Consider the following 15703-nt stretch of genomic DNA (forward strand, 5'->3'; position numbering starts at 1 on the left):
GTTCGCTATGGTGCAATTTCAAGTTGCTGTAGCGGAATATTTAACGCCTTGAGCTGTGGGATCAATGATTCAGCATCCCCGACAACGACAATTTGATAGTCGTCAGGGTTAAACCATTTTGCTGCCATCTCATCGAGCGTCTGTTTATCGACGGTTGCGGCAATACGATTTCTTGTATTTAAGTAATCATAATCAAGGCTATACGTGAGTATACTACTTAAAAGCTGAGCTTTCTGCCCCGGAGTCTCATATTTTAGAGCGTCTTGTTGCCCTACCGCCATACGCATAAAGTTTAGCTCTGCATCCGTCATACCTTGACTCGAATATTGCTCAAGTTCTAACAGTATCTCTTTAATCGAGTCCACTGTTGAATCAGCCCTTACTTGCGCATTAAACACAACAATGCCCACTTCTCGATTGCTTGCAAAGTAGCCGCTGGCACCATAGGTGTACCCTTTGTCTTCTCTAAGGTTCTGATTTATGCGGCTGTTAAAATTACCTGCCAAATTAAAGTTAGCCAATTGCGAAAGGTAAAGCTCACCTGTGGCGTCAAACGGCATGCCATTGCGCACTAATCGCACTATGGTTTGAGGAGCTCGAGGCTTATCAACCACATAGATAGATTGCCCTGTTGGCGCATCGATAGTTTTGCGACGTAAAATTGGGGCGGTTTCCCCTTCCCAGCGTTCAAATCGTTGCAGTTGTTTCTTTAGCTCTCGTTCACTGATATCACCGACAACCAGCACTTGTGCGCCGTGCGGTGAGTAGTGTTGTGCATAGAACTGCTTCACATCATCTAAGGTTAAAGATGCAACAGAGTCGCTAGTACCGTCGCTGCTGCGCGCGTAAAAGGAATCACCAAATGCCACTTGTCGAGTTGCTTGAGACGCCAACCAAGAAGGCGTTTGATGTTCATACACCAAACCTTCTAGGGCTTGCTGTTTGATACGGGCAAAATCTGATTCATTAAATGCAGGTTTAAAGAGCGCCTCTTCGACAACATCTAGGGTTTCTTCAAAATGCTCGCTCAAACTCGACACAGTGATGCTGGTGGTGTACTCCCCAGAGCGAATTGACACACTACTACCCAACCCATCGAGTTGAGCTTGTATCTCTTCACTGTCGCGCAATTGAGTTCCTTCACTCATCATTGATGCCGTTAAGCCTGCAATGCCTTCTTTTCCAATTGCAGCATAACGATTACCTGCAGGCATCCGTAATTGGAATAGCACTGTTGGCGTTTCACTTGAAACAGTGCCCAGCACCTCTACGTCGTTGTCGGTGTGGAACTGATACAGTTTGGGTAAGGTCACGCTAACAGCGGTGCCCACTTGTGGCATCACGCTGCGATCAAAATTATCCACCGCAGTTCGAAGATCAAGCTGATCTTCTGACACCTTTTGGTATTCAGGCAATGTGCGTTCTGGCGTGACAAAGTTAGCCGGTCTGGCCGCCAATTGACTCTCACCCTTAGGCACTACGCTTAGCGTCACGCGTGGCTTGTCTTTGACATAAGTAAGATAGCTTTGATACACAGACGCTTGATCAACGGCATTAATCGCTTCTAAGTTCGACTGCAATCTATCTGGTTGCCCATAAAACGTCTCGTTTGAGGCAAGCATAGAGACTTTACCCGACACACTTTGCAGCGAGAATATAGAGCTGGCTTTAGCTGAGCCGGCGATTTGGTCTAGTTGGCTTTGCTCTACTTGCTCTAAGGTAAAGTTCTCCATAATGTCAGAGACTTGATCATAAATAGGCCCAAGGTTTGCCTCATCGCCAGAATTGACCATCACTACCACATAGAAGTTGCAAGCGAGTTCTGAGCAATCACTGTACGCCGCTGCACTCAGTGCTTTTTGGGTTTTCACCAACTCTTGATACAAAATACTGTTTCGACCATTGCCTACTATTGTGGCCAATGCTTCTAGCGAGCGCTGATCGTCAGCACCGCGGTAAGAGGTAGGCCACCCCATAACCATCATCGGTTGGCGGATTCGATCTTCTAAAGTCACAAATCGATCTTCAGGCAGTACAGCTGGCTGTTTTGGTGCAGACTCTACAGCTGGCCCTTCTGGGATCGACCCAAAATACTGACTTATCCATTCCATCGTTTGCTGTTCATCAATGTCGCCGCCAATAGTCAACACCGCATTGTTGGGGCCATACCAGCGAAGGAAAAACGCTTTTAGGTCATTAACATCGACGCGATCTAAGTCTTCAACGTAACCGATGGTTTGCCACGAGTAAGGGTGTCCTTCTGGGTACATCGCTTCGCCCAGTTTTTCCCATGTGAGGCCGTATGGGCGATTGTCATAGTTTTGCGCACGCTCATTTTTAACAGTGTCTCGCTGGATTTCAAACTTACGCTGAGAGACCGCCTCAAGTAAAAAACCCATTCTGTCTGATTCCATCCACAACACTTTTTCCAGTTGGTTAGACGGAACCGTTTGGTAGTAATTTGTTCGATCGCGGTTGGTGGTGCCGTTTAAATCACCGCCGGCTTCAGTAATGATCTTAAAATGTTCTTGATCGCCAACATGCTTAGAGCCTTGGAACATCATATGCTCAAAGAAATGAGCAAAGCCTGACTTCCCTACCTCTTCACGGGCCGAACCGACGTGGTAAGTCACATCGACGTGCACCAATGGGTCGGAATCATCAGGGCTTAAAATAACGGTTAAACCGTTGTCGAGAACATATTTGGAGTAGGCAATTGAGGCAACATTGGATTGTTTCTCTACTTGCTCGACCAATGTGTAGCCAAGCTTTTCTTCTTCAACCGGTGCTTGAGAAGACGGATTGCTGCATCCGACCAAGATCGCACCCAATCCAAGCATGGTCACACTTGTGGCCAGTTTGTTTACCCAATTATTTTGCATCTTTTCCCCTCAAAAAAACCCATAGTACAGTGCGGCCATCGTTGCATACCGTAGGGCTTTACCTATGGCAATGGCGATCACACAGGGTATAAACTTTAGCCGTAACCACCCTGCAGCAAGGCAAAGTGGGTCACCAATAACCGGCAACCAACTAAAAAGTAAAGCAAACACGCCGTAGCGCTCTATATAGTGTATAGCCTTTTGACTGTTTTTTTGGCGACTAGTTCGATTTGGTAGCCACAATCCAATCCAATAGTTGGTTAATCCACCAAGCGTATTCCCGACAGTTGCAGCAACTAAAATGGCCACCAAGGGTTCAGAGGCCTGGTTAAGTGCAACCAATAGAGCGGCCTCAGAACCACCTGGTAATAATGTGGCACTTAAAAAACCTGTCCAAAAGAGTATCAGTAATGGGGATCCTGCAAACCATTCAGCGATCCATGAAAATATCGTTTCCACTAGTGACTAAGATCTAACAATACTTTTCCGCGTGTATGCCCCGTTTCAACTTGCTGGTGCGCCTTGACGACATCGGCCATCGAAAAGACCGTCTGAATGTCAATTTTCAACGAGCCGTCACCCACCATATTAAGCAACGTCGTAAGTTGTTCAGTATTAGGCTCAACAAGCATTCCTTCGGCGGTTACGCCGATGTTTTCAGCCTCTGCCTTTATTTTATCGGCAGTAATGGTGGGAATAGTGATGACTCTCGAGCCTGATTTTAGGCATTTCATTGCATCAAGTGCGACGTCGCCACCAATCAGATCAATCAGCACGTCAATGCCCTGTAGCTGCTGAGATGCGGGGGCAACATGATAGTTAATCGCGGTCGCACCGAGTGTTGCCATGTAATCCAAATTAGTTGCGCCACAGGTTGTATAAACATCGGCACCTGTTGCTACGGCCAATTGAACGGCAATATGTCCCACGCCGCCAGCTCCACCTAGAATCAAAACCGATTGACCAGGCTCTATGCTGGCTTTTTGAACCGCCTGCATCGCCGTTAATCCGGCTAAAGGTAGTGCTGCTGCAGCTTCGAATGTAATCGAGTTTGGCACTTTTAGAAGCTCTTGGCTCACCACATTGAGGCGCTGAGCATAAGCACCCGCCTCGAGGGGAAACCCTATGAACCCGACAACATGATCGCCAATGGAAAAGCCTGATACAGAGTCACCGACAGCCAATACTTTGCCGACTAGGTCGTAACCTGGCGTCCAAGGTAAATTGTCTTTATTGCTTTGTGCTGCCCACCCAAGACCGGCTCGCGTCTTCACATCGATAGGATTAATCGATGCAAACATACCTTCAACTTGCACCTCATTGTCTGCTGGTGCTGCAAGTTCCGCTTCAACAATTTCTAAGGTTTCCGCTGGCCCAAACTGGGGAATGACGACTTTAAAAGAGGTTGGCATAGCATCGAGCTCCATATTGGCTAAACAAAAAAGAGGCGCATAAATGCGCCTCTTTGACTATAAACCATTTTATTACAACACACTAACTCAACAATCAGTGTAGTGTCAGTATTAGCCCACGATTGCCAACAAGATACCTGCAGCCACCGCTGACCCTAATACTCCAGCAACGTTAGGTCCCATAGCGTGCATCAACAAGAAGTTCTGGTTATTTGCTTCCAGCCCAACTTTATTTACAACGCGCGCCGCCATCGGTACAGCCGAAACTCCAGCCGCGCCGATCAGTGGGTTGATGTCTTCTTTGGTGTATTTATTCAGTAGTTTAGCCATAAGAACACCCGTAGCAGTACCAATAGAGAATGCCACTGCACCTAAGCCCAAAATACCCAAAGTTTCAACGTTGAGGAACTTGTCAGCTTGAAGTTTAGAGCCTACACCTAGTCCCAAGAAGATGGTCACTATGTTGATCAACTCGTTTTGCGCAGTCTTTGATAGGCGATCAACCACACCGGCTTCACGCATAAGGTTGCCCAAACAGAACATACCGACCAGTGGCGTCGCTGACGGTAAGAACAAGATAGTCATGACCAACACTACAAGTGGGAACATGATTTTCTCGAATTTACCAACATGACGCAGCTGAGCCATCTTGATTTTACGCTCTTCTGGATTAGTCAGCGCCTTCATAATTGGTGGCTGAATAATTGGAACCAGTGCCATGTAGCTGTATGCTGCAACCGCAATAGCACCGAGCAAATCAGGTGACAACTTACTGGCTAAGAATATTGCAGTAGGACCATCGGCCCCCCCAATGATGGCGATTGACGACGCATCTTGCATCGAAAATTCCATACCTGGGATGTAGTTCAGCAAGATTGCGCCAAATAATGTCGCAAAGATACCAAACTGAGCCGCTGCGCCTAACCAGAGTGTTTTAGGGTTAGCGATCAAGGCACCAAAATCGGTCATTGCACCAACGCCCATGAAAATGAGCAATGGGAATACACCCGTCGAGATACCCATTTCGTACACGTAGTACAGAAGACCACCTGGCTCTGTAAAGCCAGCATTAGGGATATTGGCTAGAATGGCACCAAAGCCAATCGGCAATAACAGCAAAGGTTCAAACCCTTTACGAATTGCCAAAAATAGGAGCCCACACCCCACGGCAATCATACACAGCTGACCAAACTCAAAGTTGGCAATCCCTGTCTCTGACCAAAGTGTCAGTAATCCATCCATTGCCTTATTACTCCAAGCTTAATAGTGGTGAGCCTACTTTCACAGCATCACCTTCTTTAACGTGTAAGTCGTGTACGACACCGCCTCGTGATGCACGTACTTCGGTTTCCATCTTCATGGCTTCAAGGATAAGCAATACATCGCCTTCTTCGACTTCCTCACCGGTTTGTACATTCACTTTAAAGATGTTACCGGCTAATGGCGCAGGAACATCTTCGGATGCCGCTGACGATGCAACAGGTGCCGCAGGCGCTGCTTGTGACGCACCTTTAGCAGGAGCCACAGAAGTCACTTCGCCTTGAGGCCCAACTTCAACATCGTAAACTTGACCATCTACTTTCACGGAATAGGCTTCAACACCACCTTTAGCTGGAGCCGCAACAGGTGCTTCAACTACAGGCTCTTTGCCTGGAGCCGGTTCAAAGGCATCCGGGTTGTGACGGTTTTTCAGGAACTTAAGACCTACTTGAGGGAACAATGCGTAAGTCAAAACATCATCAACCGTATCCTCGGCCAAAGAGATCCCTTCAGCTTTAGACTTCTCTAGCAGTTCAGTGGTCAATGCATCCAGCTCGTCGTCTAGCAAATCGGCAGGACGACAGGTAATAGGTTCTTTCCCGTCTAGCACTTTAGCTTGTAAGTCGGCGTTAACTGCAGCCGGAGCCGAACCGTATTCACCTTTTAGTACCCCTGCAGTCTCTTTAGTGATGCTCTTATAGCGCTCGCCAGTTAAGACGTTGATCACCGCTTGAGTACCCACAATTTGAGAGGTCGGCGTTACCAGTGGAATAAAACCAAGATCCTCACGAACACGAGGGATCTCTTCAAGCACTTCATCAATGCGATCCGCCGCGCCTTGCTCTTTAAGTTGGCCTTCCATGTTAGTTAACATGCCGCCCGGAACTTGAGCGATAAGGATTCGAGAATCAACGCCTTTTAGCGCACCTTCCCACTTCGCGTATTTCTTACGTACTTCGCGGAAGTAAGCCGCTATAGGTTCAATTTGGTCAAGCTTGAGGTTGGTGTCACGTTCTGTCTCTTGCAGCATAGCGACAACGGTTTCCGTTGGCGTGTGACCGTACGTACAGCTCATTGACGAAATTGCAGTATCAAGAATATCAATACCAGCTTCAACGGCTTTAACGGCTGTTGCCGTAGAAAGACCAGTGGTCGCATGACAATGCAACGCAAGCGGAATATCACAAGACGCTTTAATACGAGTAATAAGCTCTTCCGCTTCGTACGGACGCAGCAGACCAGACATATCCTTAATACACAGCGAGTGGCAACCTAAGTCTTCTAAACGTTTAGCCAAATCGACCCAAGTGTCAGCGTTGTGCACAGGGCTTGTCGTGTACGATAACGTACCTTGCGCATGTGCACCGACGTCGACCGCTGCCTTTACCGCAGTTTGGAAGTTACGCACGTCGTTCATTGCATCAAAAATACGGAATACGTCCATTCCGTTGCTGTGTGCACGCTCTACAAATTTTGTAACCACATCATCAGCATAATGGCGGTAACCCAGTAGGTTTTGACCACGCAATAGCATTTGCATTGGTGTATTTGGCATTGCTTTTTTGAGCTCGCGTAAGCGCTCCCAAGGATCTTCGCCTAAAAAGCGAATGCAAGAGTCAAAAGTAGCGCCTCCCCAAGTTTCGAGAGACCAGTAACCGACTTTATCAAGTTCGGCTGCAATAGGTAGCATGTCTTCAATACGCATGCGGGTTGCAAATAAAGACTGATGAGCATCGCGAAGCACGACATCAGTTAAAGCAAGTGGTTTAGACATGGGCTTAACTCCTTTTAAATTGTTCTACTTCGCTGAAGTTGCACGGTACTTATGTACAGCTGCAGATATAGCGGCCACCGTTTTCGGATCGACGTCCGAACTATTTTGATTATTCGCTTTGGTGGAGGTATTACGTTTTACGGGTGCGCTTACCACTTCCTCTTTGGGAGCGATTTTCGACAGCAGCTGCACCAATACAATCAGTATGGAGAGGAATACAAACACAACCAGCATGCCGGTAAGCATGAGAGTTGCCGCATCCACTAATTGGCTTCCAATATTTGTCATTGTGAGTCCTTTCTCATCGTCCTGACATTCCGCTGCTTGGTAAGCAAGACAGCGACAGACCTAGGATTATGTCTTTTGCTTGAAGCTTGTCAAACATCTGTCATCTATTCTGAATACAGCGTCAAAAACACAACTTTACTCGGTCATTGCGTCCGGTAGTTTATGAACTAACTATTTTGACTAAAAAAAATACTACTAAATAGCGCAAAGTAACATGAGGCCCATCAACTAAATCCGAATCTAGTATCGACTCACATCAAAAAAAGCAGAAAAAACAGAAAGATGTAATAGAGGTGTATGCGAATATGATGCAGAAATGTTAAAAAACCCCGTATTACTCAGTGTAATTACGGGGTTTCTTAATAATGGCGCGCTCGGAAGGATTCGAACCTTCGACCGCCTGGTTCGTAGCCAGGTACTCTATCCAGCTGAGCTACGAGCGCGCAATGTTCTGTGTATCGATGTGCCTATTGAAAGGGAAGATGGCGCGCTCGGAAGGATTCGAACCTTCGACCGCCTGGTTCGTAGCCAGGTACTCTATCCAGCTGAGCTACGAGCGCGCAATATTCTGTCTATCGATGTATTTTACTGAAAGAAAAGATGGCGCGCTCGGAAGGATTCGAACCTTCGACCGCCTGGTTCGTAGCCAGGTACTCTATCCAGCTGAGCTACGAGCGCGCAATATTCTATCTATCGACGTATTCACTAAAAGAAAGATGGCGCGCTCGGAAGGATTCGAACCTTCGACCGCCTGGTTCGTAGCCAGGTACTCTATCCAGCTGAGCTACGAGCGCGCAGAATTCTATTTAATGATCGTCTATTTCAGCAAAAAAATGTATGGCGCGCTCGGAAGGATTCGAACCTTCGACCGCCTGGTTCGTAGCCAGGTACTCTATCCAGCTGAGCTACGAGCGCGCAATTTTAAAGCGTGTGAAATATATCACATTTCACTAATTTAGAAACAAAAAAATTGACCCTTTGGCCAACTATTTTCGCAGCAAATTAATGGCGGTGAGGGAGGGATTCGAACCCTCGATACGGCTACAAACCGTATACTCCCTTAGCAGGGGAGCGCCTTCAGCCTCTCGGCCACCTCACCACATTGTTATTCTCTGCTTTGAAACAAAGAATGGCGCGCTCGGAAGGATTCGAACCTTCGACCGCCTGGTTCGTAGCCAGGTACTCTATCCAGCTGAGCTACGAGCGCGCATTTTGCTATAAGCTATTGCTTTTAGCTTCCACAAGAATGGCGGTGAGGGAGGGATTCGAACCCTCGATACGGCTACAAACCGTATACTCCCTTAGCAGGGGAGCGCCTTCAGCCTCTCGGCCACCTCACCATCTTGCGGACGCACATATTACGATTTGGGCGAAATATGTCAAACAAAATTTTGGGAAAATACACGAAATACTGTGCGATAGCACAGTAATCGACCAAAGCGTGTAAAAAGCGCTGTTTTAGATGATAAAGCGCGCTGTTTTTTCTCGACTTTAGATCAAAAAAAGCCAGCGAATGCTGGCTTTTTCTTAGAAGCTGCTTGGTGCTACGTTACCGTTGCCTTTTTCAGCTTGAATGCGCATGTAAATTTCTTCACGGTGCACAGATACTTCTTTTGGTGCGTTTACGCCAATACGTACTTGGTTGCCTTTAACACCCAAAACGGTAACGGTAACTTCATCACCAATCATCAATGTTTCGCCAACACGGCGAGTCAAAATTAACATTCTATGCTCCTTGCAATTGTATTCACGGCATTATTTCTATTATTCAACAAAAAGGTCTAAAGGCAAAGCGACTTGTTACGAAACTCGTCGTTTTGACACTGAAAGTAACTCATTTTGATCCACATACACATCGTGAATGATATTTGCTGCTTTATCAAGGTATTCCGGTGCGAGAAGCATCATTGTATGTCTCTCACATAAAGAGTGAGAAACAATTTCAATGTCATCTTCGGCCAACAGAGCCTCCAATGCTTGAATACTGCTCAAATTGGAACGTCCAATTAGCGACACTGAACACACGTCGTCAATATGAACGGCTTCTTCATGAATAACTTGCATGAGTTTAGCAAGATCCACTTGAGACACCACCACACCACTTTGATCTTTCGACAGTACTCTAAACACTTCTAACTCTTGTTCGTTACACTGCGCAACCAATTTATCAATGGTTTCATTGTTGGACGTTATCTGCATCAGGTTGCGACGCAATGCAACCCCTACAACGCCCCCACTCGACTCTTGAGCCTTCACTAAAGTTCCTTGCAAAGGAGAGAACGACGACAATACGCGAATAGGCAGGTTATGTTGCTCTGCAAACTCGACACAAGGGAGGTGCAATACTTTTGCACCATATTTGGCCATATCAATCATATCTTGAAAACCAATAGTGTCGAGTTTGCGCGCAGCAGTGACGACCCTTGGGTCGCAACTGTAGACGCCATCCACATCGGTGTAGATTTGGCACTCTTTGGCACCAAGATAACCGGCTAAAGTCACGGCAGTCGTATCTGATCCGCCACGGCCTAAAGTCGAAATATTGCCTTGTTCAGTGATGCCTTGGAATCCCGCTACAATGACGATTTTTCCTAATTGAAGTTGCTGATTAATAGCGTCGGTATTAATACCAATGATGCGCGCTTGAGCGTGCTTTTCATCGGTTTGAATACCCGCTTGCCATCCAGTTAGCGAGACAGCATCGTGTCCTAACTTTTGTAGCGTCATCGCTAGAAGCGACATAGACACCTGCTCACCAGCAGACAGTAGGACATCCAATTCTCGAGAAGAAGGTAAGGTATCGACTTGATTGGCGAGTACCTGAAGACGATTGGTTTCTCCCGACATCGCTGAAACAACGACTACTACGGAATGCCCATGTTCTTTGGTTTTAATAACCTGCTCTGCCACCGCTCTAATGCGGTCGATAGAGCCTACTGAGGTGCCACCAAACTTCTGTACGATAATCGAATCTGTCACTGTATTGCCTTAACTACTATCATTTAGCCTCACCTGTTGGTGCGACTACTCCAAATTTAGAAAAAAATAAAACCAAGTGTGCTACTGAGTAAAACTCAATACTACAACTTGGTTTCCTGAATGATTTTGCGCCACGTCATGTGAACGAGGCGCTATTCTATTCATATTTACATACGGGGCAAGTAATTTTTACAAGCGCTCTTCCAGCCAAGCTTTCACTTGCTCGACAGCCTGTGGCAGTGCTGCGATGTCTGTCCCGCCTGCCTGTGCAAGATCTGGACGACCGCCACCTTTACCACCAACTTGTTTGGCCACGAAGTTCACCAAATCACCCGCTTTGACTTTGCCAGTAAGATCTTTAGTCACACCTGCCACTAGGCTGATTTTCTCATCACTAATGTTCGCCAGCAAAACGATGCCTGTGCCCACTTGGTTCTTGATGTCATCAACCATGGTCTTAAGATTCTTAGGATCCGCACCTTCAAGACCAGCAATAAGGACTTTAACGCCATTCACTTCGGTCACTTTACCCATGATATTGGCACTTTCTGCTACTGCAATTTTCTCTTTTAGTGCAGAGATTTCTTTTTCAAGTGATTTGGCTTTTTTGCCCGCATCAGTGATCTGAGTTTGGAACTGCTTCACTTGAGTGTCGATTGCATCTAGCGCTGCATCAGCCGTGACCGCTTCAATACGGCGAACACCTGCAGCAATACCACCTTCTTGTGTGATTTTGAATAAACCAATATCACCGGTAGCACTAGCGTGTATACCACCACACAATTCTGTCGAAAACTCGCCCATAGACAGTACGCGAACTTCATCATCGTATTTTTCGCCAAACAGTGCCATTGCACCTTTTTGCTTGGCCGATTCTATGTCCATGATGTCGGTCTGGATAGTGTGGTTGCGGCGGATTTCACTATTCACCAAACGCTCAACTTGTTTGATCTCTTGCTTGGTCATTGCCTCAAGGTGAGAGAAGTCAAAACGTAAGTTTTCTGCCTTAACCAGTGAGCCTTTTTGATTCACGTGCTCGCCCAAAACTTTGCGAAGTGCAGCGTGCAGCAAGTGAGTCGCAGAGTGGTTAAGAGATATTGCGGCGCGGCGCGCTTCATCAACTTGAGCGGTCGTTGCGTCGCCTACTGCGATAACACCCTGTTTTAGAGAGCCGTAATGAGCAATGGCGTTACCCAGTTTTTGTGTATCTTCAACAACAAACTCACCAGACTCAGTGATCAATAGGCCTGCATCACCACATTGGCCGCCAGATTCTGCATAGAAAGGCGTATCAGCTAAGATAGCTATTGCATGGTCACCAGCGGACAGGTTTTGAACTTCTTCACCGTCTTTAAAAAGAACAGAAATGATACTTTCACCTTTTGCAGTGTTATAACCACAAAACTCAGATTCAGCATCGGTTTTAATTGATGCGTTGTAGTCCGTACCAAACTGACCCGCTTCTCTAGCACGCGCACGCTGCGCTTCCATCGCTTGCTCAAAGCCAGCTTCGTCGATAGTCAGCTTTCGCTCACGTGCGACGTCGTTGGTAAGATCCGCTGGGAAACCGTAGGTGTCGTAAAGTTTAAACACGGTTTCACCGTCAAGTACATCACCCTCTAGATTATCGAGTGCATCGTTTAGAATTGACATACCGCGCTCTAGCGTACGACTAAAGTTTTCTTCTTCGATTCGCAATACTTTTTCAACGATGGCACGTTGTTTTTGCAGCTCAAGGCCAGCAGTTCCCATCACTTCAATTAGAACGCCCACCAACTTGTGGAAGAAAAGGCCTTTGGCACCCAGCTTGTTACCGTGTCGCACTGCACGACGAATAATACGGCGAAGTACGTAACCACGGCCTTCGTTTGACGGCATAACACCATCAACAATTAGGAATGCACAAGAACGGATGTGATCAGCAATTACTCGTAGCGACTGGTTGCTTAGGTCGTCGTAGCCAACGACTTCAGAAGCTGCTTTGATTAGGGTTTGGAATACGTCGATTTCATAGTTTGAGTGCACGCCCTGCATAATGGCAGAGATACGCTCAATACCCATGCCCGTATCAACAGAAGGCTTTGGAAGAGGCTCCATAGTGCCATCAGCATGACGGTTAAACTGCATGAAAACGTTGTTCCAAATTTCGATGAAGCGATCACCGTCTTCTTCTGGTGTACCAGGTCGGCCACCCCAGATGTGTTCACCGTGATCGTAAAAGATTTCAGTACACGGTCCACATGGCCCCGTATCACCCATCTGCCAGAAGTTATCTGACTCGTATGGCTTGCCACCTTTTTTGTCGCCAATACGTACGATTCGATCGGCTGGAACACCAATTTGCTTATTCCAGATATCGAACGCTTCGTCATCGGTTTCATAAACTGTCACAAGCAGCTTATCTTGAGGCAGTTGCAGAACTTGAGTTAGAAACTCCCACGCAAAATTGATGGCATCTTCTTTGAAGTAATCACCAAAGCTGAAGTTACCTAGCATTTCAAAGAAAGTGTGGTGGCGTGCAGTAAAGCCAACATTTTCGAGGTCATTGTGTTTACCACCGGCACGTACACAACGTTGGGCAGTGGTGGCGCGAGTGTAACCACGCTTTTCCAACCCAAGGAAGCAGTCTTTAAACTGGTTCATCCCTGCGTTGGTGAACAATAGAGTAGGATCGTTGTGAGGAACCAGAGAAGAAGAGTCTACGATCTGGTGGCCTTTGCTCTCGAAAAACTTAAGGAACGCGTTGCGAACCTCGTCAGTGCTCATGTACATGCAGCTTTACCTGAAATTTGGGTGTGAAAATTTTGCCCATTGTAAAGCAAGCGATAACAATCGACTAGTGCTGAATACTCCCCAAACAGTCTATCGCGTACTTGATTTCGTCAAAATCAAACCCTCGATACTGTAAAAAGCGCACTTGTTTGGCGTACTCTTTGGTGTCTGTGCTTTTTTGGCCTTTAAATCGTTTATCCGCGGTCTCTTTGGCTAATTCAAACCAGTCGACACCTTCCTCTTCTAACGCACGCAATGCGATAGACTCCGATACCTTTTTTAAACTCAAGTCTTGTAAGATACGTCGTTTGCCATGCCCCTTGTATATATGCTGCCTTACTTGGCTTTTAGCGAATCGTTCATCATCTAAATAGCGGTGTTCAATACAGAAATGCAGCGCGTTATCGATATCTGCAAGTGGGTATCCTTTATTCAGCATTTTTTGGCGTAATTCATATTCACCATGATCACGTCGACTCAACAATTGAATTGCCGCGGATTTAGCGTCTACTTTAGGGGTGTAGGGTGATCGAGAAGAGTAATTCATCGGTAATCGCCTCCATGCTGAGAGTTTTGACTCATGTCTGCGCGTCAATAATGTCGAGGTTACTGCAATTCACACCGTGAGTGATGTTTAAATGCATACGACATTGTTAGCGCTCTACAAAAAAATAAGCCCCGTCAAAAGACGGGGCTTATTTAAGTGTTTGTTTTTAAAGCTCGTCTTCTACTTCCGCTTCTTCAGCTGTTGCTGTAGAAAGCAACATCTCACGAAGTCCGGTATCAATTTCAGTCGCTACTGCTGGGTTCTCACGTAAAAAACGACCCGCATTCGCTTTACCTTGACCAATCTTGTCACCATTGTAGCTGTACCAAGCACCTGCTTTTTCAACCAACTTGTGCTTCACACCAAGATCCACAAGCTCACCTTCACGGTTAAAACCTAGACCATACATGATCTGAGTTTCAGCTTGCTTAAATGGTGCTGCAATCTTGTTCTTAACCACTTTAATACGAGTCTCGTTACCAACGATTTCGTCGCCTTCTTTAATTGAGCCTGTGCGGCGGATATCAAGACGAACTGAGGCGTAAAACTTAAGTGCATTACCACCAGTAGTTGTTTCAGGGTTACCGAACATAACGCCAATTTTCATACGGATCTGGTTGATAAAGATACACATACAGTTTGACTGTTTTAGGTTACCCGTCAGCTTACGCATCGCTTGAGAAAGCATACGTGCTTGAAGACCCATGTGACTATCACCCATTTCACCTTCGATTTCGGCTTTAGGTGTCAGTGCCGCAACAGAGTCGACAACCATTACGTCTACTGCGCCTGAACGTGCAAGAGCGTCACAAATCTCTAACGCTTGCTCACCAGTATCGGGTTGTGAAACCAGTAACTCTTCGATATTAACACCGAGTTTTTCTGCGTAGACAGGATCTAGAGCGTGTTCTGCATCGATGAATGCACAGGTTTTGCCAGCGCGTTGCGCCGCTGCGATCAGTTCAAGCGTCAATGTAGTTTTACCTGACGACTCTGGCCCGTACACTTCAACAATACGGCCCATAGGTAGACCACCAGCACCAAGTGCAATATCAAGTGACAATGAACCAGTAGAAATGGTTTCTACATCCATTGAGCGGTTGTCACCAAGACGCATGATCGAACCTTTACCAAATTGCTTTTCGATCTGTCCTAGGGCTGCGGCTAGTGCCTTTTGCTTGTTGTCGTCCATTGCGTCCTCTTAAATCGTGTCAAACTGTACTGTTTATGAATTGAATTATACTGGTAATTCATACAGTGTCTATACCTGTATAAAAAATTAATTATTTTTTCACACTTTGCATTATCCATTGCAGGGCAAAGACAATGGATTGTTCACGAACCGAGCGTCGGTCCCCGTCAAAGTGTTGGGTAGTAATTTGGGGTTCATGACCTTGTATTTGAATACCAAAACAGACCGTGCCCACTGGCTTGCCATCTACCGCGCCAGTTGGCCCTGCGATACCCGTTACCGAAATCGCAACCGAAGCTTGGCTATTTTTAAGAGCGCCTTGTACCATCTCTTTTGCGGTCTGCTCACTCACAGCACCGTAGGTAGCCAATGTTTGTGCCGTCACATCAAGCATATCGATTTTGGCTCGATTGCTATAAGTCACATACCCTCGGTCCAAAAATGCCGAACTGCCTGAAATGTCAGTGACCCAGTTTGCAATACCACCAGCAGTACAGCTCTCGGCAGTAACAAGTACATGGCCTGTTTCCAACATGACGGTGGCAAATTCTGCAATCAAATTATCTTTAACCATGAAGTGCTCTCTTTTCGTGGTGC

Annotated in this window: 12 protein-coding genes and 8 tRNA genes; all 20 read right to left on the minus strand. The window is 46.5% G+C overall.

What is annotated here, in order from left to right; all coding sequences use genetic code 11:
* Positions 1–5: 5 nt before the first annotated feature.
* Positions 6–2840, minus strand: coding sequence for a M16 family metallopeptidase (locus JQC93_RS15780; protein ID WP_205159531.1), 2835 nt, complete (start codon positions 2838–2840; stop codon positions 6–8).
* Positions 2841–2891: 51 nt separating this feature from the next.
* A complete protein-coding gene (locus tag JQC93_RS15785) occupies positions 2892–3341 on the minus strand; it encodes a YqaA family protein (RefSeq protein ID WP_205159374.1) in 450 nt (149 codons plus the stop codon).
* Positions 3341–4294, minus strand: a complete 954-nt coding sequence (locus JQC93_RS15790; RefSeq protein WP_236009612.1) for an NADP-dependent oxidoreductase — start codon at positions 4292–4294, stop codon at positions 3341–3343. The genes JQC93_RS15785 and JQC93_RS15790 overlap by 1 nt, the downstream gene beginning before the upstream one ends.
* A 111-nt stretch (positions 4295–4405) precedes the next feature.
* Positions 4406–5536: a sodium ion-translocating decarboxylase subunit beta gene (locus JQC93_RS15795; RefSeq protein WP_205159376.1), complete on the minus strand. Its 1131-nt coding sequence runs from the start codon at positions 5534–5536 to the stop codon at positions 4406–4408.
* Positions 5537–5543: 7 nt separating this feature from the next.
* On the minus strand, positions 5544–7328 hold the full coding sequence (gene oadA, locus JQC93_RS15800) for a sodium-extruding oxaloacetate decarboxylase subunit alpha (protein WP_205159377.1): 1785 nt from the start codon (positions 7326–7328) through the stop codon (positions 5544–5546).
* Between the two features lie 24 nt (positions 7329–7352).
* The gene (locus tag JQC93_RS15805) at positions 7353–7616 is read right to left on the minus strand and encodes an oxaloacetate decarboxylase subunit gamma (protein WP_084888161.1); all 264 of its coding nucleotides are present in this window, start codon (positions 7614–7616) and stop codon (positions 7353–7355) included.
* A gap of 366 nt (positions 7617–7982) precedes the next feature.
* Positions 7983–8059, minus strand: a tRNA-Arg gene (locus tag JQC93_RS15810).
* A gap of 40 nt (positions 8060–8099) precedes the next feature.
* A tRNA-Arg gene (locus JQC93_RS15815) sits at positions 8100–8176 on the minus strand.
* 41 nt (positions 8177–8217) lie between these two features.
* Positions 8218–8294, minus strand: a tRNA-Arg gene (locus JQC93_RS15820).
* A 39-nt stretch (positions 8295–8333) separates the two neighbouring features.
* Positions 8334–8410, minus strand: a tRNA-Arg gene (locus JQC93_RS15825).
* Positions 8411–8454: 44 nt separating this feature from the next.
* Positions 8455–8531, minus strand: a tRNA-Arg gene (locus JQC93_RS15830).
* A 91-nt stretch (positions 8532–8622) separates the two neighbouring features.
* Positions 8623–8715 (minus strand) — tRNA-Ser (locus JQC93_RS15835).
* 31 nt (positions 8716–8746) lie between these two features.
* A tRNA-Arg gene (locus JQC93_RS15840) sits at positions 8747–8823 on the minus strand.
* A gap of 40 nt (positions 8824–8863) precedes the next feature.
* Positions 8864–8956 (minus strand) — tRNA-Ser (locus JQC93_RS15845).
* A gap of 187 nt (positions 8957–9143) precedes the next feature.
* Positions 9144–9341: a carbon storage regulator CsrA gene (csrA, locus tag JQC93_RS15850; RefSeq protein WP_205159378.1), complete on the minus strand. Its 198-nt coding sequence runs from the start codon at positions 9339–9341 to the stop codon at positions 9144–9146.
* Positions 9342–9416: 75 nt separating this feature from the next.
* Positions 9417–10595, minus strand: a complete 1179-nt coding sequence (locus JQC93_RS15855; RefSeq protein WP_205159379.1) for an aspartate kinase — start codon at positions 10593–10595, stop codon at positions 9417–9419.
* A gap of 189 nt (positions 10596–10784) precedes the next feature.
* On the minus strand, positions 10785–13367 hold the full coding sequence (gene alaS / locus JQC93_RS15860) for an alanine--tRNA ligase (RefSeq protein ID WP_205159380.1): 2583 nt from the start codon (positions 13365–13367) through the stop codon (positions 10785–10787).
* Positions 13368–13431: 64 nt separating this feature from the next.
* Positions 13432–13914, minus strand: a complete 483-nt coding sequence (gene recX, locus JQC93_RS15865; protein WP_205159381.1) for a recombination regulator RecX — start codon at positions 13912–13914, stop codon at positions 13432–13434.
* A gap of 166 nt (positions 13915–14080) precedes the next feature.
* Positions 14081–15106, minus strand: a complete 1026-nt coding sequence (recA, locus tag JQC93_RS15870; RefSeq protein WP_205159382.1) for a recombinase RecA — start codon at positions 15104–15106, stop codon at positions 14081–14083.
* Positions 15107–15197: 91 nt separating this feature from the next.
* The gene (locus tag JQC93_RS15875) at positions 15198–15680 is read right to left on the minus strand and encodes a CinA family protein (protein WP_205159383.1); all 483 of its coding nucleotides are present in this window, start codon (positions 15678–15680) and stop codon (positions 15198–15200) included.
* Positions 15681–15703: the final 23 nt, after the last annotated feature.

Source organism: Vibrio ulleungensis (assembly GCF_016900875.1).
Classification (GTDB): domain Bacteria; phylum Pseudomonadota; class Gammaproteobacteria; order Enterobacterales; family Vibrionaceae; genus Vibrio; species Vibrio ulleungensis.